This is a genomic window from Streptomyces sp. NPDC050504 (genome assembly GCF_044458065.1).
In the GTDB taxonomy this organism is placed as follows: Bacteria; Actinomycetota; Actinomycetes; order Streptomycetales; family Streptomycetaceae; genus Streptomyces.
This window is the reverse complement of the sequence record NZ_JBITHO010000001.1, coordinates 636,988-660,252: the sequence shown is the minus strand read 5'-3', so window position 1 is coordinate 660,252 and position 23,265 is coordinate 636,988. Positions and strand designations below refer to the sequence as shown.

The 23,265-nt window shown below is 75.7% G+C and carries 17 protein-coding genes; 10 read left to right on the top strand and 7 right to left on the bottom strand.

Annotation, left to right across the window (positions count from 1 at the left end; translation table 11 throughout):
- Positions 1 to 135: 135 nt before the first annotated feature.
- The gene (locus ACIBNE_RS02815; RefSeq protein WP_399268767.1) at positions 136 to 708 is read right to left on the bottom strand and encodes a hypothetical protein; all 573 of its coding nucleotides are present in this window, start codon (positions 706 to 708) and stop codon (positions 136 to 138) included.
- A gap of 17 nt (positions 709 to 725) precedes the next feature.
- Entirely contained in the window at positions 726 to 857 is a 132-nt protein-coding gene (locus ACIBNE_RS02810; protein ID WP_399268765.1) for a hypothetical protein, read from the bottom strand.
- 414 nt (positions 858 to 1,271) lie between these two features.
- Between ACIBNE_RS02810 and ACIBNE_RS02805 the strand changes: the two genes are divergently transcribed.
- From ACIBNE_RS02805 to ACIBNE_RS02760, 10 genes are all read left to right on the top strand, one after another.
- Positions 1,272 to 2,549, top strand: a complete 1,278-nt coding sequence (locus tag ACIBNE_RS02805) for an MFS transporter (RefSeq protein WP_399268763.1) — start codon at positions 1,272 to 1,274, stop codon at positions 2,547 to 2,549.
- A gap of 99 nt (positions 2,550 to 2,648) precedes the next feature.
- Positions 2,649 to 4,091, top strand: a complete 1,443-nt coding sequence (locus ACIBNE_RS02800; protein ID WP_399268761.1) for a non-ribosomal peptide synthetase — start codon at positions 2,649 to 2,651, stop codon at positions 4,089 to 4,091.
- 180 nt (positions 4,092 to 4,271) lie between these two features.
- Positions 4,272 to 7,403 carry an amino acid adenylation domain-containing protein gene (locus tag ACIBNE_RS02795; protein ID WP_399268759.1) on the top strand — a complete coding sequence of 1,044 codons (3,132 nt, stop codon included), beginning with the start codon at positions 4,272 to 4,274 and terminating at the stop codon, positions 7,401 to 7,403.
- Positions 7,400 to 8,569 (top strand): acyl-CoA dehydrogenase family protein, encoded by a 1,170-nt coding sequence (locus ACIBNE_RS02790; protein ID WP_399268757.1) that lies wholly within the window; start codon positions 7,400 to 7,402, stop codon positions 8,567 to 8,569. The genes ACIBNE_RS02795 and ACIBNE_RS02790 overlap by 4 nt, the downstream gene beginning before the upstream one ends.
- A 60-nt stretch (positions 8,570 to 8,629) precedes the next feature.
- Positions 8,630 to 10,555: an amino acid adenylation domain-containing protein gene (locus tag ACIBNE_RS02785; RefSeq protein ID WP_399268754.1), complete on the top strand. Its 1,926-nt coding sequence runs from the start codon at positions 8,630 to 8,632 to the stop codon at positions 10,553 to 10,555.
- A gap of 1 nt (position 10,556) precedes the next feature.
- Positions 10,557 to 12,371: an amino acid adenylation domain-containing protein gene (locus tag ACIBNE_RS02780; RefSeq protein ID WP_399268752.1), complete on the top strand. Its 1,815-nt coding sequence runs from the start codon at positions 10,557 to 10,559 to the stop codon at positions 12,369 to 12,371.
- A complete protein-coding gene (locus tag ACIBNE_RS02775; RefSeq protein ID WP_399268750.1) occupies positions 12,368 to 15,247 on the top strand; it encodes a condensation domain-containing protein in 2,880 nt (959 codons plus the stop codon). Before ACIBNE_RS02780 ends, ACIBNE_RS02775 begins: the two co-directional genes overlap by 4 nt.
- A 112-nt stretch (positions 15,248 to 15,359) precedes the next feature.
- Positions 15,360 to 16,802: a phosphatidylinositol-specific phospholipase C domain-containing protein gene (locus ACIBNE_RS02770; protein WP_399268748.1), complete on the top strand. Its 1,443-nt coding sequence runs from the start codon at positions 15,360 to 15,362 to the stop codon at positions 16,800 to 16,802.
- A gap of 128 nt (positions 16,803 to 16,930) precedes the next feature.
- Complete coding sequence (locus ACIBNE_RS02765) at positions 16,931 to 18,115, top strand: 1-acyl-sn-glycerol-3-phosphate acyltransferase (protein ID WP_399268746.1); 1,185 nt, start codon at positions 16,931 to 16,933, stop codon at positions 18,113 to 18,115.
- Between the two features lie 71 nt (positions 18,116 to 18,186).
- Positions 18,187 to 19,734 carry a patatin-like phospholipase family protein gene (locus tag ACIBNE_RS02760; protein WP_399268744.1) on the top strand — a complete coding sequence of 516 codons (1,548 nt, stop codon included), beginning with the start codon at positions 18,187 to 18,189 and terminating at the stop codon, positions 19,732 to 19,734.
- 48 nt (positions 19,735 to 19,782) lie between these two features.
- Here the strand turns inward: ACIBNE_RS02760 and ACIBNE_RS02755 are convergent, their stop codons facing one another.
- The 5 genes from ACIBNE_RS02755 to ACIBNE_RS02735 all read right to left on the bottom strand — a co-directional run bounded on the left by ACIBNE_RS02755 (position 19,783) and on the right by ACIBNE_RS02735 (position 23,264).
- Positions 19,783 to 20,286: a helix-turn-helix domain-containing protein gene (locus ACIBNE_RS02755; RefSeq protein WP_399268742.1), complete on the bottom strand. Its 504-nt coding sequence runs from the start codon at positions 20,284 to 20,286 to the stop codon at positions 19,783 to 19,785.
- A gap of 128 nt (positions 20,287 to 20,414) precedes the next feature.
- Complete coding sequence (locus ACIBNE_RS02750) at positions 20,415 to 21,575, bottom strand: Glu/Leu/Phe/Val dehydrogenase dimerization domain-containing protein (RefSeq protein WP_399268740.1); 1,161 nt, start codon at positions 21,573 to 21,575, stop codon at positions 20,415 to 20,417.
- On the bottom strand, positions 21,572 to 21,787 hold the full coding sequence (locus ACIBNE_RS02745) for an MbtH family protein (protein ID WP_399268737.1): 216 nt from the start codon (positions 21,785 to 21,787) through the stop codon (positions 21,572 to 21,574). The genes ACIBNE_RS02750 and ACIBNE_RS02745 overlap by 4 nt, the downstream gene beginning before the upstream one ends.
- 83 nt (positions 21,788 to 21,870) lie before the next feature.
- Complete coding sequence (locus ACIBNE_RS02740; protein WP_399268735.1) at positions 21,871 to 22,569, bottom strand: indole-3-glycerol-phosphate synthase; 699 nt, start codon at positions 22,567 to 22,569, stop codon at positions 21,871 to 21,873.
- Positions 22,566 to 23,264 (bottom strand): N-(5'-phosphoribosyl)anthranilate isomerase, encoded by a 699-nt coding sequence (locus tag ACIBNE_RS02735; RefSeq protein WP_399268733.1) that lies wholly within the window; start codon positions 23,262 to 23,264, stop codon positions 22,566 to 22,568. The genes ACIBNE_RS02740 and ACIBNE_RS02735 overlap by 4 nt, the downstream gene beginning before the upstream one ends.
- Position 23,265 lies beyond the last annotated feature (1 nt).

The following is a 23,265-nucleotide window of genomic DNA, read 5'->3' as shown; positions in this document are numbered from 1 at the left end:
GGCGCGCCACGCCGCGGCGGGGGCCCGCCCCCCCCCCCCCGCGGGGGGGGGGGGGGCGGGGGCGGCGCGGGGGGCGGGGGGGGGGCGGCCCCCGCCCCCGGGGGCCCCCCGGCCCAGAGCCCGTGGCTCAACCGACTACGCCGGGACCAGTCTGCACAGGCCCGCGCCCACGACTTCCCGCACGAGCCCGGGGGTCGCCCGCACGACCTTCTGCGCGATGTGGCCCTGGGCCAGTACGCCGTCGGGGAAGCGGGGGACCCGGTCCCCGTCGTACAGCACCGCCGAGTCCCATTCCTCCGGATCGGACGCGCCGCCCCTGTCGATGATCACCGCGCGCGTGGGCACGGCGAGCCGGGTCGTCGCCGCGGTCACGGCCGCCTCGACGCGCAGCACCTCGCCGGGCGTCAGCCCGTCCAGCCAGAGCGTCTGGATCTCGCAGCCCAGCGGCTCGTACACGAACTCGTCTATGACGTTGTTGTCGGCCGAGAACCACCAGTTCATGGTGAGGGAGGCGATGCGCATGCCGAGCAGCCGGGTCAGTTCCTCCCGGCCGATCGGCACGTCGTCGCCCTCCACGTCGACCACGAACGCGTCGCCCCGCACGGGGTGCGGGAGGCGGAGTCCGTACTCCGCGAAGAGCTCGACCTGCTCGGCGAAGACCGAGGTGGCGGCCGATTCCCGGTACCAGCGGACGAAGCCGTCAGCCATGGCGGACGCCGTGGCGGTCAGAGCCGCGGGCCGGGCCGCCGGCCACGGCTCGACAGCGTGAGGATGTGCGCATTCTCGTCTCCAAAGACCTTCTCGGCCTGCTTGATCGCGGATTCCGGGGTGTCGTCGGCCAGATAGTAGATCGCCACGGCGCCCACTTCGCCGGCCGTGCACCCATTGATCGTCAAGGCTTTGCCGAACGTGGACGGTGTGACCGCTCCATCGAGTGGTGCATTATTCAACCAGCCACCCGGCGGCCGACGTTCACATCCGCCGCACCGCAACGCGGGCCCCCGGCACGGTCCTTCACCGGACGCCCCTCACGCTTATGTGCTCCTTACACGCACAACCACAGTAATCAGACATTCGATTCGGGCGCGGACGTGCGACTCGAAGCGGTCCGCGCGGGCGCTCCCCGTCGCACCCCCGAGGCCCCCGTTCGCCCGGAAGGAACGGACTGTTTACCGCAAAACCATCTACCGGCGTCCGCTATCCGGATTTTTCTGTCCGGAAAGCGGCCTCACGTTTTGACCCGGCTCCCCGTCATCACCAAATGTCGCCGCGTGACCACACCCCAGACGTCCGACCGGCCCCCCGGCGCCGGACTCCTGCAACACCGCGATTTCCGTTGGCTGTTGTCCGGCGCCGCCGTCAGCCAGATCGGCACCCAGGTGACCCTGGTGGCGCTGCCGCTGATCGCCGTCGTCGGACTGCGGGCCCCGGCCTTCCAGGTCGGGCTGCTGACCGCGGCCGAGACCGCCGCGTTCCTGCTCATCGGACTCCCCGCGGGGGCGTGGGTCGACCGGACGCGCCGACTGCCCGTGCTGCTGCGCGCGGACGTGGTGCGGGCCGTCGCGATGGGCAGCGTGCCGCTCGCCGCGGCCCTCGACGCGCTGACGATGGCCCAGCTGTACGCGGTCGCGCTCGTCACCGGCGCCGCGACGGTCTTCTTCGACGTCGCGCACCAGAGCTACCTGCCCCGCCTGCTGCCCAGGGAGCACCTGGTGGCGGGCAACGGCGCGCTGGAGACGGCGCGTTCGGCCGCGCAGGTGGCGGGTCCCGGGCTCGGCGGCGGGCTCGTGCAGCTGCTGGGCGCGCCGGTCGCCATCGTGGCCAACGCGCTCGGCTACCTGCTGTCGGCGCTGTTCCTGCGGGGCATCAAGTCCCGCGAGCCGGAGCCCGAGCCGCCCGCGCCCGGCGTCTCGCTGGCCGACCAGGTCAAGGAGGGCCTGGTCTTCGTGCTGCGCCACCCCGTGCTGCGGATGATCGCCCTGGCCACCGGCACCGCCAACTTCTTCTCGGCGATGCTGATGTCCGTGCAGACCGTGTTCCTGGTGCGGGAGCTCGGCCTTCCCGCCGGGACGCTGGGCCTGATGCTGTCGGCGTCCGCCGTGGGAGGGCTCGCCGGGGCGGTGTGCGCGGGTCCTGTCGCACGGGCCGTGGGGCAGGCCCGGGTCATCTGGCTGTCCACGGTGGTCACCGGGCCCTTCGCCCTGCTGTGGCCGCTGTCCGGCTCCGGGTACGCCGCCGGGTGGTTCGCGGTGGCGTCGGCCGCGGTCTTCTTCGGGGCCGTCGTCTACAACATCGCCCAGGTCAGCTTCCGGCAACTCCTGTGCCCCGACGAACTGCTGGGGCGCATGAACGCCACGCTGCGCTTCCTGGTGTGGGGCACCATGCCGCTCGGCGCGCTGGTGGGCGGGGCCGTCGCGGGGGCGGCCGGACCGCGCGCCGCCGTCTGGGTGTGCGCGGCCGGATTCCTGCTCGTACCGCTCCCGCTGCTGCTGTCGCCGCTGCGGGGGATGCGCGACCTGCCGACACCGGACGCGACGGCCGCGCGCTGAGCGCGCGCCGGCGACCGGCGCCCCGACGGGCCCGTGCGGCAGCACTGTCCGCACCTTCACAGGACCGGCCGCGTCGGCGGCCGCGCCAGAGAGGACATCGTGAACCCCAGCACCCTCACGCCCGGGACCCCCGCGGCACGGACCGCCGTCCCCGGCACCCCCAGCATCACCACCCAGTACCTCGCCAGGTACCGCAGGGCCGTCGGGAGCGCGGCCGACCCCGACGGGCCGCTGCCGGTCACCGGCGCACAGCGGCGCTTCGTGCTCGCCCGGCGGCTGGCCCCTGGCGGGCGGCCCGACGTCGTCCCGCTGTTCTTCGCGTTCCCCGCCGGGACCGTCGACCTGGACCGGCTGCGCCGCGCCGCCGGGCACCTGGCCGCCCGGCACCCCGCGCTGCGCGCCCGCACCGAAGTGCTGCGGGCGGCGCCCGTGCAACGCCTGTGCGCCGCCGAGGCGTTGGTCGAGCGCGCGGCCGCCCGCCCCGGGGAGAGCGCGGCCGACGCGCTGCGGCGGGAGCTGGCGCGGTGGGCCCCAGAAGGGCCTCCGCTGCGGCTGTTCCTCGCGGACGCCTCGAAGGACCGCGCCCCCGACGACCCGCGGACGGACCGGGACGAACCCGTCGAACTGCTCGCGCTCGCCCTGGACCACGCCGTCTGCGACGAACAGTCGCTCGGCCGGATCACCGCCGACCTGACCGACGCCTACCGCGCCGGGCTCGGCCCCGCCGACGTGCCCCAGGACCTCGCCGCCGAGGAGGCGCAGGGGTACCGCGACGCCGTACACCTGCAACTCGCCGCCGAGGAGCGGGCGTCCGCGCCCCGCTCGCTCGCGTACTGGGCACGGCGGCTGGCCTCCGTGCGCACGGAGGCCCCCCGGCCCCCGCACCCCTCGCGGCTCGCCACCGCGGGCGCCACCGAGCCCGCCTGGTCCGCCGACCCGGCCTTCCCCACCCACCCGGCCGGAGCCGCCCGCGCCGTCCTGCCCGTCGCGGCGGGCGACAGCCGTGCCGCCGCCTTCCCCGTCCTGCTCGGCGCGGCCGCCACCGCCGCCAGGGCGCTCTACGGCCCCGGCCCCGTGCCGCTCTTCGCCTACCCGTGGGGCGGCCGTCCCGCGGCGGCGCCGCCCGTCCTGGGGTGCTTCCTCAACACCGTCGTGCACCCCGCGCTCGACGGCGGCCCCGACGAGGTCACCACCCGCTGGTGGGACGACCTCGACCACGCCGACACGCCCTTCGACGAGGTGGTCCACGCGGCACGGGCCGCCTCGTCCCCCTGGTCGGGCAAGCTCGACGGGATGCTGACCTTCGAGGACCTGCACCGGCGCCCGCCGCTCGCCCTGGGCGGCGTCGAGGGCCGCGAGGTGCACGTCGAAGGGCGCCCGCTGCGGGTGCCGTTCGCCATCTCCGTCTCGTACGGCTCCGAGCTGCTGGTCAGGGCGGCCTGGGACAGGTCGGCCTTCTCCGACGCCCACGCCGAGGAGGCCTTCGCCGCTCTCGTCGGCGAACTGCACGCCCGTACCGGCGCCATGGCCCCGGCGCTCTGACCCGCGCCTCCGAGCCTCCCCCACCCGCCCCGACCCGACCCGCCCCGCTCACAGGGCTCCCGGAACCCGGCGCACCACACCCCGCCATCACGCGCCCGGCTCCCGCACGACCCCGTCCCGCCGCCCGACCGGCACCGCGCGACGGCCGTTCACCACTCATCCACCACCGAAGGATGGACCATGCTCCCACTGTCCCCATCGCAGGAAATCGTCTGGCTGCACGAGCAGTTGCTGCCCGGCAGCCGCGCCTACAACTTCACGGCCACCGTGGACCTGTGGGGCACGCTCGACGCGGAAGCGCTCACCGAAGGCCTGGCCACCGCGCTCACCAGACACCCCGGTCTGCGCCTCGAACTCGTCGGCGGCGAGGGCGAGATACCCCTCCAGCGCGTGCGGGAGCGATGTACGCCCCGCATCCGCACCGTCGACCTCTCCCGGGAGGCCGACCCCGAGGCCGCGTTCGCCGCGCTGCTGCGCTCCGAGGCCGAAGCCCCGCTCGACACCTTCGAGGCCCCGCTGCTGCGCTGGTGCCTGGCCCGCCTCGGCGAGCGGCACCACCGGATCGTGCACGTCGAGCACCACCTGATCCACGACGGCCACTCGCTGGCGATCCTGCTCCGCGACGTCTTCGCCGCCTACCGCGCCCGGGTCCTCGACGAGCCCGTCGAACTGCCCGCGGCCCCCTCGTACGAGGAGCACGTCCGCACCCTCGCGGACCGCGACCGCGGCCCGAGCCTGGCCCACTGGCGCGCCGAGCTCGACGACGCCTCCTTCGACCTGCCGCTGCCCGGCCTCACCACGCCGGGAGCGCGGCGCAAGCACGCGGGCGGACAGCTGCGCCAGGCCGTCGGCGCCGACCTCGCGGAGCGGCTGCGCGACCACAGCCGCGCCCAGGGCCACACCCCGTTCTCCACCCTGCTGGGCCTCTTCGCCGAGGTGCTGCGCCGCCACAGCGGGCGCGCCGACCTCGTCGTCGGCACGGCGGTCGGCAACCGGCCCCGCGGCTTCGAGGACACCGTCGGCATGTTCGTCAACACGATCCCGCTGCGGCTGCGGCTCGACCCGTCGGCCTCGGCGACCGAGGCGGTCGACGAGGTCACCGACACCCTCATCAGGGCGCTGCCGCACCAGGAAGTACCGGTGCAGGAGCTGACCCGCTCGCTCGGGCTGCACACGACGGGCGCCGACAACCCCCTGTTCAGCGTGATGTTCAGCGCCCACGACGCGCCGCTGCCGGAGATCGAGGTGCCCGGCCTCGAAGTACTGCTGTACGAGGGCTACAACACCGGCACCACCCGCTTCGACCTGGACCTCGTCCTCATCCCCGACGACCGGCGGACCGTCGGGCCGCGCGAGGGCGTCGCGGGCATGACCCTGGTGTGGGACTACGACCGGGACCTGTTCGACGAGTCGGTGGTACGGCTCCTCTCGGAGCGCTTCCTGGACGTGCTGCGCGCCTATCTGGACGCCCCGGACGCCCAGCTCGCGACGCTGGGCGGCGCTCTCGGTGACACGTCGGACGTCGAGCCCGTTCCAGCGGCCGGTACCGCTCCGGTGACCGACACCGCGGACCCGCTCGACCCGCTGGCCGGGCAGGACCCCGCCGCGCCCGCCGTCACGGGCGGCGCCCAGCAGCTCACGTACGGGCAACTGAACGCGCTGGTCGACGAGTTGGCGCAGCGGATGCGCGCCGCCGGGGTGCGGGCCGGACAGCCGGTCGCGGCCGTACTGCCGCGCGGCACGGACACCGTGGCGACGCTCCTCGCCTGCCTGCGCACGGGCGCCGTCTACTGCCCGCTCTCCCCCAACGACCCGCCCGCCAGGCTGGAGCAGCTGCTGCGCCGACTGGCACCGGCGCTGGTGCTCGCCACCCGCGAAACCGCGCTGTCGCTGCCCGTCGACGGCCTGCCGATCGCGCTGCTCGACGGCCCCGCCTTCCCGCGGGCCGCCGACGCGCGGGCCGTCGACAACGCCGCGTACGTCATCCACACCTCCGGCTCCACCGGCCTGCCCAAGCCGGTCGTCGTGAGCCGGTCCGCGCTTGCCCAGCACGCCAGGCACACCGCCGCGCGCTACGCCCTGAGCGGCGCCGACCGGGTGCTGCTCTTCGCCCAGCCGTCCTTCGACGTGGCCCTCGAAGAGGTGCTCCCCTCGCTCCTGGCCGGCGCGACGCTGGTCGTGCCGCAGCGTGAAGTGCCCACGGCCGCCGAGCTGTTGGCGGTGCTCGCCGCCCGCCGCGTGAGCGTCGCCAACCTGCCCACCAGCTACCTCCTCGCCGTACGGGCCGAACTGTGCGAGGCGCTGGCCGACGGGCGCTGGGCGCCCCGGCTGATCGTGCTCGGCGGCGAGCGGCTGCCGACCGACGCGCTGGGCGAACTGCTCGACGCCACCGGGGCGACGGTCCTCAACGCGTACGGGGTGACCGAGGCCGCGATCACCAGCACCGTCCACGAGGTCGCGCGCGACGAGGTGCGGGCGGGCGGCGAGGTGCCGCTGGGCACCGAACTGCCCGGCACCCGCGTGCACGTGCTCGACGCCGGGCTGCGGCCGCTGCCGTGGGGCGCGGTCGGCGAGCTGGCCGTGGCGGGCGCCGGGCTCGCCGAGGGCTACCTCCGCGACGCCCCGGCCACCGGGGCGCGGTTCGTGGCGGTGGAGGCGCTGGACGGCGAGCGGGTCTACCTCACGGGCGACCTGGGCTACCGCGACCGCGCGGGGCGGCTCTGCTTCCTGGGCCGCCGCGACAACCAGATCAAGCTCAGGGGCTACCGCATCGAGCTGGAGGAGGTCGAGGCAGCGGCGTCGGCCGAGCTGGGCGGGCGGTCCTGCGCGGTGGTGCTGGAGCGCGAGGCGCCCGGCGGCCCCCGGCTCACCGGCTTCCTGGAGTCGGCGACCGAGCCCGATCAGGCCGCGCTGCACGCCGCGCTCGCCCGGCGGCTGCCCGTCGCGCTCGTGCCCGCCCGCTGGGTGCGCCTCGACGCGATGCCGACGCTGCCGGGCGGCAAGCCGCACCGGGCGGCCCTGGCCGAGGTCGCCGCCGCACTGCCGGAGGCCACCGACGCGCGGGAGGCCGCCGACGCGGCCGACCTCGACCCTGGCGTGGCGCTCGTCGCCGAGGGCTGGCGCGAGGTGCTGGGCCACGACGACTTCACGCCCGCCTCGCACTTCTTCCAGGTCGGCGGGCACTCCCTGCTCGCCGCGCAGCTGGCCGCCTGGCTGGAGCCCAGGCTCGGCAGCCGCCCGCCGCTGCGGGCACTGTTCCAGCACCCCGTCCTCGCGGACCAGGCGCGCGCGGTGCGGGAGGCCTCGGCATGAGTTCCTCGCTCTCTTCCGTCCTTGAGGCCGACCACCGCGAACTGGTCGACTCCTTCGAGGCGTTCGTCCGCAGGGAACTGGTGCCGCTCGCCGCCGACCTCCCCGAGACCTCGGACATCCCGCCCGCCGAGCTGCGCGCCTACGTGCGCACGCGCTCCGCGAAGCTCGGCTTCTACGCCGGGGACTACCCCGAGGACCTCGGCGGCTGCGACATGCCCTTCACCGCCGTGGTGCTGCTGCACCAGGCGGCCGGGCGCAGCGGCTGCCCGCTGGCGCCGTACGCGCTGGCGGGCTCCGACGGGCCGAGTCCGCTGCTGCGGCACGGCACCGAGGAGCAGATCGAGCGCTACCTGAAGCCCCTGGTGCGCGGCGAGGCCGTGCGCTGTCTGGCGCTGACCGAGCCGCACGCCGGTTCCGACGCGTTCCACCTCACCAGCACCGCCGTGCGGGACGGGGCGACCGGGGAGTGGGTGCTCAACGGCCGCAAGACGTTCGTGAGCAACGCCGACCGGGCGGACTTCACGCTCGTCGTGGCGGCGGCGGGCGGCGCGGGCGGCGAGCCGACCGCGTTCGTCGTGGAGGCGGGCACGCCCGGCCTGCGGATCGGGCAGCGGTACGACGGCATGTCGGGCGAGCCGCTGTTCGAGCTGCTGCTCGACGGGGTGCGGCTCCCGGCCGACGCGGTGATCGGCGGCGAGGGCGGCGTCGGCGCGGCGCTGGGCAACGGCATCGACAGCCTCTCGCGCGGCCGGCTCGTGGTCGCCGCGATGTGCGACGGGATCGCCGAGTACGCGCTCGCGCAGGGCGTCGAGTACGCCAGGGAGCGGCGGGCGTTCGGCGAGCGGATCGGCGCCTACCAGCACGTCCAGGACCATCTGGTGCGCAGCCGCGCCGAGGTGGAGGCGGCGAAGCTGATGACGCTCGCCTGCGCCCGGCTCGTGGACGCGGGCACGGAGGCGCCGGAGAACGCGGCGCTGGCCAAGCTGACCTCGTCCGAGACGGCGGTACGGGTGGTGGACCGGGCGCTCCAGGTGCACGGGGCGACCGGCTGGGTGCGGGGGCATCCGCTGGAGTTCCTGTACCGGTACGTGCGGATGATGACGATCATCGAGGGGACCTCGGAGATCCAGAAGGTCATCGTCGCGCGCGCCATGGGCCTGGGCTGAGCCCGCCCGCCCGCTCCCGAACCGATTCGACTTCTTCGCACGCACGCGAACAGAGGAACCATGAACACTGCACCCCTGAGCATCGAGTACGGCCCGAAGGCCGCGCCGTGCCGCCCGCGCGACGTCCTGGAGCGCTTCGAGCACTGGGTCCGCGAGACCCCTGCGGCGCCCGCCGTCGAGGACGGCGAACTGAGCTGGACCTACGCCGAGTTGGACGCGCTCGCCGATCTCGCGGCGGCCGTGCTGCGCGACCGGGTCGCCCCCGGTGACCTGGTCGGGGTCTGCCTCGACCGGTCCGTCGCCCTGGTCGCGACGGCCGTGGCCGTCGCCCGGCTCGGCGCCGTCTACCTGCCGCTCGGCCCGCGCCCCGGCGAGCGCCGCCTGGCGGCGGTGGCCGAGAACCTCGACGTGCCCTGTCTGATCGGCGACCCGGGGCTGCTGCCCGAGGCGTACCTGACGGGCGAGCCGCTCCTCCTGCCGTTGCCGAGGGCGGGCGCGAACGCGCCCCAGAAGGCCGTCGCGGCCTTCGCGCCCGCGCCCTCCACCGGGCGTCCCGCGCGGCAGACCGCCCCGGACGGCACCTTCTACACCGTCCTCACCTCGGGTTCGACCGGTACCCCCAAGGCCGTGGCGGTCGGCGGGGCCTCGTTCGCCTCACTGCTCTCCTGGTACCGCGAGCGCACCGGTTCCGGGCCCGGCGACCGGCACAGCCTGCTGGTGGGCGTCGCCTTCGACCCGCACGTCAAGGAGTTGTGGGCGGCGCTGACCTCGGGCGCCGCGCTGAGCGTGCCGCCGGAGGAGGTGCGCTGGGACCCGGCGGCGCTGACCGGCTGGTGGCGGCGGGCCGGGGTGTCGGTCGCCGTGCTGCCGACGCCGCTCGCGGAGACCCTCTTCGAGCGGCCGTGGCCCGAACTGCCCGCGCTGCGGCACGTGTTCGTCGGCGGCGACCGGCTGCGCTGCTGGCCGGCCCCCGAGGTGACGGCACGGATCCACAACGCGTACGGCCCCGCCGAGGCGACCGTGCAGAGCACCGCGCACGCCCTCCTGCCCGAGGGCGTGGACACCACGGCGGCGCCGCCGATCGGCTCCCCGATCGCCGGGGCATTCGTGTGCGTCACCGACGGCGCGGGCTCGCTGGTGCCCCGGGGCGAGCCCGGGGAGCTGCGGATCGGCGGCGCCGGGCTCGCGCTCGGCTACCTGGACGCGGAGCTGACGGCGCGCCGCTTCGTCCCGGCGCCCGCCGGGGTGACCGGCACGGACCGGGTGTACCGCACCGGGGACCGGGTGCGGATGCGCGCGGACGGCGTGCTGGAGTTCCTGGGTCGCATGGACGACCAGGTGAAGGTGAGCGGCGTCCGCATCGAACCGGCGGAGGTCGAGGCGGCGTTCGAGCACGACGACCGGGTGCTGCGGGCGGTCGTCGCCGCGCACACCGGCACCGAGGGCGTCGTCCGGTTGATCGCCTTCGTGCGGCCCGCCCCGGGCCGCACGGCGCCCGAGGTCGCCGATCTGCTGGGCGGCGTGCGGCAGTGGCTGCCCGAGCAGGCGGTTCCGGCGGTCGTGCGGTTCGTGGACGCGTTCCCGCTGGACGCCAACGGGAAGGTGGACCGCGCCGCGCTGCTCGCGGACGAGGAGCGGCGGCCGGTCGCGGCGGCCGGTGACGACGCCTCCCTCGCGTCGGCCACGCCCACCGAGCGGTTGGTCGTGGAGATCTGCCGCGACCTGCTCGGCCTGACCGGGATCGGCCTCGCGGACGGCTTCTCGGACAGCGGCGGCACGTCGCTGCTCGCGGCACGTCTCCTGGCCGCGCTGGAGGAGCGCTGCGGCGTCCGGCTGCGCGGCCCCGAGGTGCTGCGCCAGCCCGATCTGCGCAGCCTGGCCCGGTTGGTGGACGCCCGCCTGGATGCCCACCCTGATTCCCGCCCCGATGCCCGCCTGGATTCCCGCCTGGATTCCCGTCGTACGACCGCGAAGGCAGGAGCCTGACATGCCGCAGATCCAAGACCGGACGGCCGCCGTGTCGCGGGGCGTACCGGCCGCGGTGGCCGCACGCGCCGGGGCCGCGCCCGGCGCCCTCGCCGTGACGGACGGCGAAACCTGGCTTACGTACCGCGAGTTGATGGTGGAGAGCGGGCGGCTCGCCGCCGCGCTGCGCGAGCGGGGGGTGCTTCCCGGCTCGGCTGTCGGGGTGCTGCTGCCCCATTCGGTGCGCGCCGTCGTGACCCAGCTCGCCGTGTGGCGGGCGGGCTGCCACTACGTGCCCCTGGACGCGGCCCACCCGCAGGCGCGCCTGCGGGCGATGCTGGACGGCTCAGGGGCCGCCCTGACGGTCGGGGACAAGGCGCTCCTGGAGGGTGCGGGCATCTCGGACGAGCGGGCGCTGGCGCTGCCCTTCGAGTCCGCGCCGGGCGGCACGGAGGAGTCCTGGGCGCGGTACGGGACGGACGCCCGCTACGATCCCGACGCCACCGCGTACGTGATGTTCACGTCCGGGTCCACCGGCCGCCCCAAGGGCGTGGCGCTCACCCACGGGGGCATCGCGGGCCTGGTCGTGGAGCCCGACTTCGTGACGGTCACCGCGCGGGACCGGGTGCTGTTCCACTCCGCCATGACGTTCGACGCGTCCGCGATGGAGGTGTGGATCGCCCTCGCCAACGGGGCCGCCGTCGCGGTGTCCGGCGGCGACGGGCCCGCGCCGGACAAACTGGCCCGGGACGTCGAGCGGCTCGGTGCGACCGTCGCCAGCCTGACCACCGCGCTCTTCCACCACCTGGCCGCGCGCCGCTCCCCGGTGTTCTCCGTGCTGCGCACGGTGTTCGTCGGCGGGGAGGCCCTGTCGGCCCAGCACGCGCGCACGGTGCTGCGCGCCCACCCCTGGCTCGAACTGCTCAACTGCTACGGCCCCACCGAGGCGACCACCCTGGCGACCGCCCACCGCGTCCTGGACGCGGACTGCGACGCGCCGCCGCCCATCGGCCGCCCGGTCGCGGGCGCGAGCGCGCTCGTCCTGGACGAGCGGGGCGAACCGGTCGCGCCCGGTGCCCGGGGCGAGCTGTGGATCGGCGGGTCCCGGCTGGCCTCCGGCTACCTCGGTCTGCCCGAGCTGACGGCCGAGCGGTTCGTGGACCATCCGTCGGCGGGGCGGCTCTACCGCAGCGGCGACCTCGTGTCCGTCCGCCCCGACGGCCTGCTGGAGTTCCACGGCCGCGCCGACGACCAGTTCAAGGTGCGCGGCTTCCGCATCGAGCCCGGTGAGATCGAGCACGTGCTGCGCGAGCACGCGGACGTGTCGGGCGCGGCCGCCGTGGTGCAGCACCCGTCGGAGGACGACGCCCGTCTCGTCGCGTTCGTCGTCCCGGCCGAGGGGCGCACGCCGACGCCCGACGGGCTGCGCGCCCATCTGGCGGCCCGGCTCCCGGCCCATCTGGTGCCGGGCGCCTGGGAGTTCACCGGGGAGCTGCCGCTGACCCGCAGCGGCAAGGTCGACCGGAAGGAGCTGGCCGGGCGGCTGGTGACGGCCGACGCGCCCGCCGCCGGGGCGGCCCTCTCGCCGCTCCAGCAGGTGGTGGCCGAGGCGTGGAGCGCGGCCCTGAACATCGAAGTCACGGACCCCGAAGCGGACTTCATCGCCCTGGGCGGCCATTCGCTGCTCGCCCTGGGCGTCGTGGAGGACCTGCGCGAGGACCTGGGCGCGGAGCTGACGCTCGCCGACTTCTTCGCGGCCCCCACGGTGGCAGGTCAGGCGGAGCTGGTCGAGCGCGCCCTGCTGGCGGCCCACGGCGAACCCGAGGAGGCACGGTGACCACCGCACCCGACACGTCCCGCGAGCAGGCGCTGCTCAGGCTCGCGCGCGGGCGGCGCTCCCCCGGGGCGTCCCCCAAGGCGTCCACCGAGGCGCCCGCCGCCGGCGGATCCGGTTCCACGGCCCCCCTGTCGTACGCCCAGCGCCGGATGTGGCTCCTGGACCGGCTCGGCGGCAGCGGCAGCGGCAGCGCGTACCACGTGCCCTTCGCGACCCGGGTGCGCGGCCCCTTCGACCCCGAGGCGCTGGGCCGGGCCCTGACCGCTCTGGTGCGGCGCCACGAGGTGCTGCGCACCCGGTACGGGCAGCGCGACGGCGAGCCGTACCAGGAGGTGGTGGCGCCCGCGCCGGTGCCGGTCCGGGTGGTGGACGCCGCCGCGGACCGCACGGACGTGCTGCGCCAGGAGGCGGGCCGCCCGTTCGACCTGGCGTCCGGCCCGGTGCTGCGCGCGCTCGCCGTACGGCATGCGCCCGAGGACCACACCGTCCTGCTGACGTTGCACCACATCGCGGTCGACGGCGGCTCGCTGGCCGTCCTCACGCGGGAGATCGAGGCTTTGTACGGCTCCGCGCCCACCGGCGCCGCACCCGGCCTTGCGGGGCCCGCCCCGAGCTACGCCGACTTCGCCCGCCGCGAGCAGGCGGGCGCGGCCGGGCTGGAGGACGGCCTCGAACACTGGCTGGCCCGCCTCGCCGGGGCCCGCCCCGTGCCGCTCCCCCGGCCGTCGGGCGACGGGTCGGCGCGCAAGGGCGAGGGGGCGGTGCTCGCGGAGCCCTTGGCGGCGGACGTCGTCGACGGGCTGCGGGCGCTCGGGCAGGCGCACCGGGCCACGCTCTTCACGGTGGTGCTGACCGCCGCGTACGCGGCCCTGCTGGAGACGACCGGCTCCGACGACCTGGTCCTGGGCTGCGCCAGCAGCCACCGCGACCGCACCGGGCTGCGCGATCTGGTCGGCCTGTGCGTCAACACCCTTCCGGTACGGGTCGACGCGGCCGGGTCCGCGGAGTTCGGCGCGCTCCTCGGCGTGGTCAGGGACGCGCTCCTCGAAGCGCAGCAGCACCGCGACGTCCCCTTCGACCTGATCGTCGAGCGCCTCGGCGGCGCGGCGCGCGACGCGGACGGGCATCCGCTGGTGGACGTGACCGCCGACGTGGTGGGCGCGCCGCTCGCGCTGCGACTGCCGGGGACGGTGGGCGAACCGGTCGAAGTCGACCTGGGGAACGCCAAGTTCGGCCTCGGCCTCTACGTCGAGGAGGCGGTGGACGGCGGGGCCGGGCCCCGCTGTCTGGTGCGCTACGACCGTTCGCGTCTCGACGGGTCCGCGGCCCGCACCCTGCTGCACGCCTTCGCCGCCCTCCTCTCGAAGGCGTCGAAGGACTCCGCGATCCCGTTGACGCGTCGTCAGAGTGGTGCGGAGCACGCGGCGTTGGCGCTGCTTCTGGCGCGTCCGGAGATCTCCGACGCGGTGCTCGTCGAGCGCGCGGGGCGGCCGCCGCTGGCGTACGTGGTGCCGAGCGGCACCGGCGCGCCCGCGCCGCAGCTGCTGCGGATAGCGCTGCGCTCGCGGCTGGCCCCCGAGCTGGTGCCCGCCGCCGTGACCGTACTGGACCGGCTGCCGCTGGCGGCCGACGGCCGGACGGTGGACGTCGGCAGGCTGCCGGGCGCGCCGGACGCGGCGGGCGGGGCCGGGCACCCCGCACAGCCGCTGGGTGCGCGGGGCAGGGCCGTCGTGACCGCGTTCGGCGAGCTGCTCGGCGCGGAGCCCGAGCCGGACGCCGACTTCTTCGTGCTGGGCGGGCACTCGCTGCTCGCGGTCCGGCTCGCGGAGCGGCTGCGCGGGCGCCTGGGGCTGCCGCTGACCGGGCTCGACGTGATGGAGCACCGCACGCCGCGCGCCCTGGCGGCGCTGCTCGACGCGCGGGACCGGGAAAGGGCCGAGCGGGCGGCCGCCGCGGGCAGCGCCGCGCGCCGCCCTGCGGCGGTGCGGCCGGGGACGGTGCTGGTCACGGGTGGCACGGGGGGCGTCGGCGCGTTCGTGCTGCGGGAGCTGGCGGCGCGCGGGCGGCCGGTGCGGGTCCTGGTCAGGCCGGAGTCCGCGCATCTGGTCGCCGCCGACGGCGTCGAGGTGGTGGAGGGCGACCTCGGCGACCTCGACGGCCTGCGGGCGGCGGTCGCGGGCGTCGACGCGGTGGTCCACTCGGCGTGCACGTTCACCTCGCCCGAGGTGGACGTCGCGGCGATGCGCGCGCTGCTGGAGGGCTGGCGGCGGGGCACGTTCGTGTTCGTGAGCAGTGTGGACGCGTACGGGCAGCCGCCGGTCGCCGAGGTGGCCGAGGACACCGCGCCCGCGGCGCCCTTCACCTCGTACGGGCGGGCGAAGCTCGACTGCGAGCGGATGCTGCTCGACGCGGCGGAGCGCGAGGGGCGCGGCGGAGCGAGCGTGGTGCGGGCGCCGATCGTGTGGGGTCCGCACGCCAGGCTGCGCGACCAGTTGCGCTGGGGTGCGACCGGCGCGCTGTTCCAGGCGGCGCGCTCGGGCGGGCCGATCGAGCTGCCGTCGCCTGACCTCGGCTGGTACGGCGCCCCGTGGGTGCACGCGGCCGCCCTGGCCCGCGCGCTGGTGACCTGCGCGGAGCGGCCGACGGGGCGGCCGGTGAACGCGGTCGGCGGCCACGTCGGCTGGCACGAGTTCGCCGCGGAGCTGGCGCGGCTGCTGGGCACCGGCAGCCGCGTCGCGCACACGGGGACGGTCGCGGACGGCACGCCCGAACTGGTCAACCGGCGCCGCTACCGTTCCGGGGCGCTGGCGGCCGAGCTGGCCGAGCGGCCCGGTGAGGACTGGCGGTCGGCGGTGGCGGCGATGCTGGCGCCCTGAGTCGCACCGGACGCGGCGCCGCCCCTGCCCCCGGGGGCGGCGCCGCGTCGCGTCCGCGCGGATGGCGGCGATCGTCCCGCGCGCGCCGCGTCCGGTGTGCTAGACCCTTCCCATGCCGCTTTCCATGCCCATGACATTAAGTGCTCACGGCCCCGCGCGCCCCGCCGGGCGACGCGGCGGCGCCGCGCCGCGCACCGTCCGCGGGGCCGCCGCCGTCGCCCTGTCCACCGCCCTCACCGGCACCCTGCTGGCCTGGGGCGCCGCACCCGCACGGGCCGAAGGGCCGCCCGTCCAGGGCCGGTTCTACCTCCAGAACCTCGCGACCGGCGACAACCTCTCCGGGGCGTCCGGCTCCGACCCGTACCTCTCGACCCACCGCCCCAGGGGCGACGAGGACCGGCAGCAGTGGGAGTTCCAGGCGACCGGCACCCCGGGCGACTACCGGATCCGGAACGCGGACGGCGACGGCAGGTGCCTGACCCGCGCGCAGGGCCAGGGCGGGACGCGCGTCGCCCTCGGCGACTGCGGCGCGGCCGGCACCGACTGGACCGTGCGACGGACGGCGGGCGAGCGGTACGCCGTCCACGTCCCCGGCACCCAGGAACGCATGGTCGGCAACCCGGGCCAGGGCCAGGTCACGTTCGCCACCGCCCCGCGCGGGGACGCCGAGACCTGGTACGCCACCCCCGTCGACCCGCCCCGCGCGGCCAAGGGCCCCGACCCGACGCTCGACCAGATGACGTACCTCACCGCGCACAACGCGTTCCAGAACACCGAGGACGACCCGATCCGGTTCATCGCCCCCAACCAGCCGCACTCCATCGAACGCCAACTCAAGGACGGAGTCAGGGGGTTGATGCTGGACACGTACAACGGTGGCGGCGGCGAGGCGCTGCTGTGCCACGGCAGCTGCGGCCCCGGGCAGAAGACCTTCGCCTCGTCCCTGGCCACCGTCGCGAACTTCCTGCGGCAGGACACCGGGGCGATCGTCACCCTCTCCCTGGAGAACTACGCCTCCCGCGACCAGCTGAAGGCGTCACTGGCCAAGGTCCCCGGCATCTCCGACCTGGTCTTCCGCCCCGACGCACCCGAGTGGGACGTGCGGAACAGGGGCTGGCCCAAGGTCTCCTCGCTCGTCGCCGCGAACAAGCGCCTGCTGATCCTCGCGAGCAGCGACGGCCTCCAGGACCTGGGCGTCATGCACGACCGGCACTGGACCGTGGAGAACTACTGGTCCATGGGACCCGGCCTGGGCGCGGGCAACTGGAGCTGCTACTCCCGGTGGGGCGACGTCCCGCTCGGCAAGGAGGAGCCCCGCTTCCGTCGGCTGTTCGTGATGAACCACTTCCGGGACGTCCCGATGGCCCCGACGTACACGAACGACAACGCGAAGCTCCAGAACAGGGCCGAGCGGTTCTGCATGCCGGCCGCCCGCCGCAAGCCCAACTTCCTCGCGGTCGACCAGTACAAGAACGGCAACCCCTTCGCCGCCGTCGCCGCGCTCGACGCGTACTCCTACCACGGCGACACCCCCGGCTGGGGGCGGGCCGACTGAGCGGTTCCACGCGCGGGCCCGGTCGCCGTTCCACGTGCTGACCGGGGCGTTCCACCAGGGTGGCACCCGCCTCGCACGACGGCGGGCTCCGTTTGCGGGTGCCACCTGCCTGTGAGATCCAATGGATCATGAACCCAGCCGAGCAGAGCGTGCCCGCGGTCGCCGTGCCGCAGGCCTCCGCAGCACTCGTCGGCAGTGCCCGCGGCGTCCGTGCGGGCGCCCCGCCCCGTGTGCTCGCCGCGTTCCGCGCCCTGAGCCGGGCCACCCTCTTCGCGGTGTGCCTCCTGCTCGTCCTGGCCCTGTCGCCCGTGCTGCTGGTCCTGCGGATCGTCGCCCCCGGGCTGCCGCGGCCGGTGCGCGGCGCGGCACGACTGGCCCTGCTGTGCACGGCGTACCTGCTCACCTGCGAGGTGAGCACCCTGTTCGGCGCCCTGCGGCCGCGACTGTCGCGCGTGCGCGCGGGCCGCGGGCCTTCCGGTGCCCGTACGCCCTCCCAGCCCTCCCAGCCCTCCCGGCCGTCCGGGCCGGACGGCACGGGCCTGGCCATGGTGCGGCGCTCGACCGGGGCGTTCTTCGGCCCCGGGCTCCGCTCGATCGGCATGCCGCTGCACTGCCCGCCGCCACCCGACCTGGACCCCGCACGGCCCGTCGTCGTCCTGCTGCGGCACGCGGGGCTGCTGAACATGCAGCTCGCCGTGCACCTGGTCGTGAACGTGCTGCGGCAGCGCCCGCACGGCGTGTGCAAGAGCGCGGCCACCTGGCTGCCTGGGGCGGCGGCCATCGTGCGGGAGACGTCCGTCGTGCCCCTGCGGTGGAACGCCGAGGGCCGGGCCAGGGCCGGGCGGGAGCTCGTCTCGATGGGGCACCGGCTGGCGGCGGGGGACGCCGTGGCCGTACTGCCCGAGGGCACCAACTTCAGCGAGCGGCGGCGCCGGGCCCGCATCGCGCGGTTGCGCCGCCGCGGCAGGCCGGACCTGGCTGCAGCGGCGGAGGCCATGCCGCGCGTGCTGCCGCCGGTCGTCCGGGGGACGGCCGCGCTGCTCGCCGCCGCGCCCCGCGCCCAGGTGCTGGTGGTCGGGCACACCGGTCTGGAGGACGTACTGCCCTGGCGGCTGGCCGCCGACTACCCGCCGGGCCGTGCCGCGGCGGTGCACCTCACCTGGCGGAGCTTCGGGTCCCACGAGGTGCCGCGCGAGCCGGACGCGCTCGAAGCCTGGCTGTACGACCGCTGGCGGGAGCTGGACGCGTGGGTCCTGACGACCCGTACCGGCCAAGGCGCCCGCACCGCCGAGGAGTCGGCCGCGCACCCGTGACGGACCGCACCCGCCCGCCCCGCCGCTCCCCGGGCCGCGCCCGGCACACCGCGTACGACCAGGAGGAAAGCATGTCCGCAGCGAACACCCCCGAGCCGTCCCCCGAGCCGTCCCCCGAAGGCACCGCGGGCCGCACCGCATTCGTGCTGGGCGGGGGCGGCAAGCTGGGCGGCTACCAGGTCGGGATGTTGCGGGCGCTGCTGGAGCGGGGCACCGTCCCCGACCTCGTCTTCGGCACCTCCGTCGGCTCCCTCCAGGGCGCGCTGCTCGCCAAGGACCCGTCCCCCGCGCTCTGCGACACCCTCACCGAACTGTGGAAGGACCTGCTGGGCAAGCGGGTCATGTCCGTCACGCCGCGCGGCCTGCTGGCCAACGCCGTGCACCGCCGTCCGGCGCTCGCGTCCATGGACGGCCTGCACGAGGTGGTCGGGTCCTACCTCGGCGCGCACACCCGCATCGAGGACCTGACGCTGCCCTACCAGTGCGTCGCCGCCTCCGTCGAGCGCGCCGCCGCCCGGTACTTCGACTCGGGTCCGCTCGTCCCCGCCGTCCTGGCCTCCTGCGCCATCCCCGGCCTCTGGCCGCCCGTGCGGATCGGCGGCGAGCACTACGTGGACGGCGGCATCGTCGAGACGACCCCCGTCGGCCGGGCCGTCGCCTACGGCGCGAGCACCGTGTACGTCCTGCGGATGCGGCAGCGCGAACTGCCGCTGCGGCCGCCCAGGTGGCCGTGGCAGATCGGTCCGACGGCCTTCGAGATCTCCCGGCGCCACCGGCTGGCGCAGATCCTCAACACCCGGCCCCCCGGCGTACGGGTGCACATCCTGCCGAGCGGCGAGGCGGGCGAAGAGGCCGCGAGCATGCCGCGGCGCGCCACCGTGCGCGAGGAGTGCGCCGCCATCGAGCGCCGCGCCGCCGCCGGGTACCGCGCCACGTGCGACTACCTCGACTCCATCGACCAGGGCCGCTCGCCCCGCCTCGCCGCCTCGGCCAACCCCGTCGCGCGCTCCTACCTGACGACGGCCGCCCTGAAGTCCCCCGTGTCCGGCCCGGCCCCCGACGGCGCAGCGGTCGCGCCGTTCCTGGCCGCCAAGCACCGGGCGCTCTTCGGCCTGTTCGACAAGGACGGGGACGGCCTGATCGACGGGTCCGACTGGCAGCGCGCGGCGGGCAGCATCGCCACGGCCTTCGGGCACGCCGCGCACTCCCCCAAGGCCACCGGCCTGGCGGAGGCGTTCCGGGAGTGCTGGCGGCAGTTGTGCGCCGCCGACGGGGGCACACCGCGCACGCGCCTGGACCGCGACACGTTCGAAACGGCCGTGTCCCGGCTCGCGGGCACCCCGAAGGCGTACGGCACGCACGTCCTGCCGATGGTGGTGGCCGTCCTCGCGACCGCGGACACCGACGGCAGCAACACCCTGGACCCCCAGGAGGCCCAACGTCTGCTCCGGGCCTTCGGGGTGGCCCAGGAGGACACCCTCACCGTGACCCGCCGACTGGACACCAACGGCGACGGCGCGATCAGCCTGGACGAACTCAGCGAGGCGTTCGGCGACTACTTCACCAGCGAGGAGCGCGGCTGCGCGGGAAACATGCTGTTCGGCACGCTCCCCGACTGATCGGCACGCTCCCCCGACTGGAGCTGGAGGGGGCACGGACCGAAGGGGTCACGGAATCCGCGGCGCCCTTCTGCGGCGCATCCGCGTCGCCTGGTCCGCCGAGTACAGCGTCAGCGCGCTGCCGATCAGGCCGCCCACCACGACGACGGCGGTCGTACGCAGGAGCGCGTCCCAGTGGAAGCGGCGCTCCGGCGCGGAGTCCGCCGTCTTCCACCGGGGGCGCTCCGCCGTCGCGGCGGCCGCCGGGGCCCGGCAGCCCGCCGCGCCCCCCGGCCCCTTCCCCGGGAGGGCCCTGCTGACGGACGCCGTCTCCAGCAGGGCGAGCAGCGGCCCGGGGGCCTGCCCCGCCGCTTCGGCGAACTCCTCGATCGCGACCTTGGTGGGAAGCTGCTTCCCGTTGAGGAAGCGTTCCCAGGAGGAGCGGCTGTAGTGCGTCCTGCCCGCGAGCCGGTTGTAGCTCAGCCGCGATGCCGCTTTGATCCGGCGCAGTTCCGGGAAGAGGTCCTCCCCCGCGACGCCGTCCGCTCCGCCGCCGTTCGGCCGCCCTGCCATCCCGTGCTCCCCCTTGTCGGAACTTCCCTTGCCGGGGGGATTCTTTCCGGCCACACCAACACGTCCCCAACAGACCTCCAACGGCGAGGCGGGGAAGCCGGGACGGAGGGAAGCGGGGGACGCGGCCGTCATACGGCGGGGGCCCGGTGCACCCCCTTCTCGGCGAGCAGTCGGGCGACCGGGTCGGCGCTGCCCGAGGCGTGCAGTTCCTGGACGAGTTCGCAGTTCCTGGTGATCCTGGTGGAGATCCAGTCCCGCAGCCAGGCGGACAGGCGCGGCAGCGGCAGGTCGGACGGGGCGATTCCGGCCAGGACGCAGCCGGTCGCCGCGGCGCCTCCCACGTTGACGACCACGTCCGGCAGGACGGTGTGACCGGCCTCGCGCAGCAGTCGGCGGGCCGGTTCCGTACAGCTCATGTTCCCGCCCTCGACCACCGTCCCGGCCCTGACCCCGGGCACCTCGTCCGCCCCGACCGCCGCGGCGGACGCCGCGAGGACGAGGACGTCGGCGTCGACGTTCAGCCACGCGCCCGCCGACGCGTGCACCCGGGCCGACGCGGGCAGCCGCGTCCGGTCGACAGTGCCGTCGCTGCTGGTGATCGCGGTGAGGGCGGCGACCGGGAGTCCGCTCTGGTCCTCGATCGTGCCCCGCACGTCGGCGACGGCCACGATCAGGTGCCCGTGGTCGGACAGGTGGCCCGCGACCGCGCGCCCGACCGTGCCGAACCCCTGGATCGCGATGCGCTGCGGGGTCCGCGTGCCCGCCGCGCGCAGGGCGCCGAGCACCGCGACGGCCACGCCGAACCCGGTGACGTCGGCCATGTGGGTCCACAGTTCGTCCCAGCCGACGGTGAGCCGGGTCGCGCCCGGCCGGTGGGCGACGTCGTATCCGGCGGCGTCGAAGGCCGTCCGCCGGTCCGCGTAGGTGGTGCCCTGGTCGCAGCCGAGGTAGACCCCGCCGTGCAGCAGCGGGGCCGCCGCGCGGCCGAACGAGCGCATCGTCTCAAGGCGTTCGACCGGCGCTCCGGGCGCGGGCGCGATGCCGGCCTTGGCGCCCCCGATGGGCAGGTCGACGAGCGCGAGCTTGTCGGTCATGGCCCTGGCGAGACGGGCCAGCTCCCCTTCGGTGACGGTCGCGGTCATCCTGGTGCCGCCCATGGCGAGGCCGTCGACCACGCGGTCCACGACGACCCACGCCCGCACGTCATCGGGCTCCATGCGCAGGGTGGTGGAGAGCAGGGGCGGCCGGGTCGGTTCGGCCCGCGCGGCCGTGGCGGGCGCCCGGTTCACGCGGTGCCCGATTCCGCGGCGGTGTGCTGCCTCAGGCTCAGGGGGCGCATGTCGGTCCACACGCGGTCGATGTGCGCGAGGCATTCGTCCTTCGCGCCCTGTACGCCGACCTCGCGCCAGCCCGCCGGGGACTCGCGGTCGGCGCTCCAGATCGAGTACTGCTCCTCGTCGTTGACGACGACCTTCCACTGCTCGACTGCGGTGTCGCTCATGTGCCTGCCTCCTGCTGTTGGGGGTGTGTGCGGTGCGGGTCGGGTGCCCGGCGTCCAGGCCGGTCCCTGCGTCCGGTGCTCGATCAGGACGGTTCGCGGCGTTCGCGGTCGAAGTCGTCGAGCCAGCCCGGCAGGTCGTCCGTCCGCAGGAGTCCCGCGCCGACGAGCACTCCGGCGAAGCCCTCCCGCACCAGCCGGGCCGCGACGGCCGGCCGCTCGATGCCGCTGGCACTGACCGGGCAGGGGGTGCCGGTGCGCCGCAGGGCGGGCAGCAGTCCGAAGCTCCGTGCGACGTCGCCCGCGCCGCGCTCGCGGGCGGTGATGTCCTTGTTGTTGACCGCGATCACGCAGTCCTCGGCGTGCGGCACGCGCAGCGCCTCCGCCTCCGTCGTCACCTCGACGAACGGGGTCAGGCCGAGCCCCGCGCCGTACTCGACGAGGCTGCCCAGGGTGCTCCTGGGCAGGAGGGCCGCGGTGAGCAGCACGGCGGACGCGCCGTCCCGTGCCGCCTGCTCCAGTTGGCTCCGCCGGGTGATGAAGTCCTTCTGGAGTACCGGGAGTCGCGTGGCCCGCACGACGTCGCGCAGCAGCGACCCGGTGCCGCCGAACCAGTGGCCGGTCACCACGGAGAGGCACGGCGCGCCGACGTCCTCGTACGCGGCCACGATCTCCTCGACGGACCGTCCGCCGAACAGGTCGCGGCCCGTGGCGTCCTGCCGCTTGAGCTCCATGACCACCGGCCTGCGGGCGGCCAGCAGCGCCGCCGTGAACGCGCCCGTCATGCCGCCTCCTCCGGGCCGCCGCCGGCCGTCCGCCAGCCCCGGACCACGTCCGCGACCCGCTCGGCCCGTATCCGGCCGCTGCCGGGGTCCTTGGCCGCCGTGTCCACGTCGATGCCGCGGAACAGGGGGTGTTCCACCACGGCCCGGTGGCCGGGCCCGCTGTCCCCCGTGATGCCACCGGCCAGCAGGAACGGCCGCGACATGCGGTCCACGACGTCCAGGACGGCCCGGCCGTCGAGCTGTCGCGCCGTGCTGCCCAGGCGGCCGTCGGCGGTCGTCGCGTCGATGAGGAAGAGGTCCGTTCCCGCCCGCTCGTACGAGCGGATCAGGGGCAGTTCGGGGCAGGCGGCCGCGCCTCCAGGGCCGAGGTGCACGACCTTGACCACGGTGGGGCCTCCCGTGTCCTTCAGCGCCCGGACCGTGCCCGGCGTCTGGTAGCCGTGCAGTTGGACCCAGTCGATCCGGGCGCGGGCCAGTACGTCGCGCAGCGCCGCCGCGTCGTTCAGGAAGGTGACCAGGACGGGGCGGACGCGCCCGGTGCGGTGCGCGGCCGCCGCCAGGTCGGACAGCTGCCGCGGGGACAGTTCGGTACGGCCGCCGGGGACGCCGTGCCACACGCCGACGAGGTCGGCGCCCGCCGACGCGAGCAGTTCCACCTCGTCGGCGGCGGTGGCGCCGCAGATCTTGACCAGCACC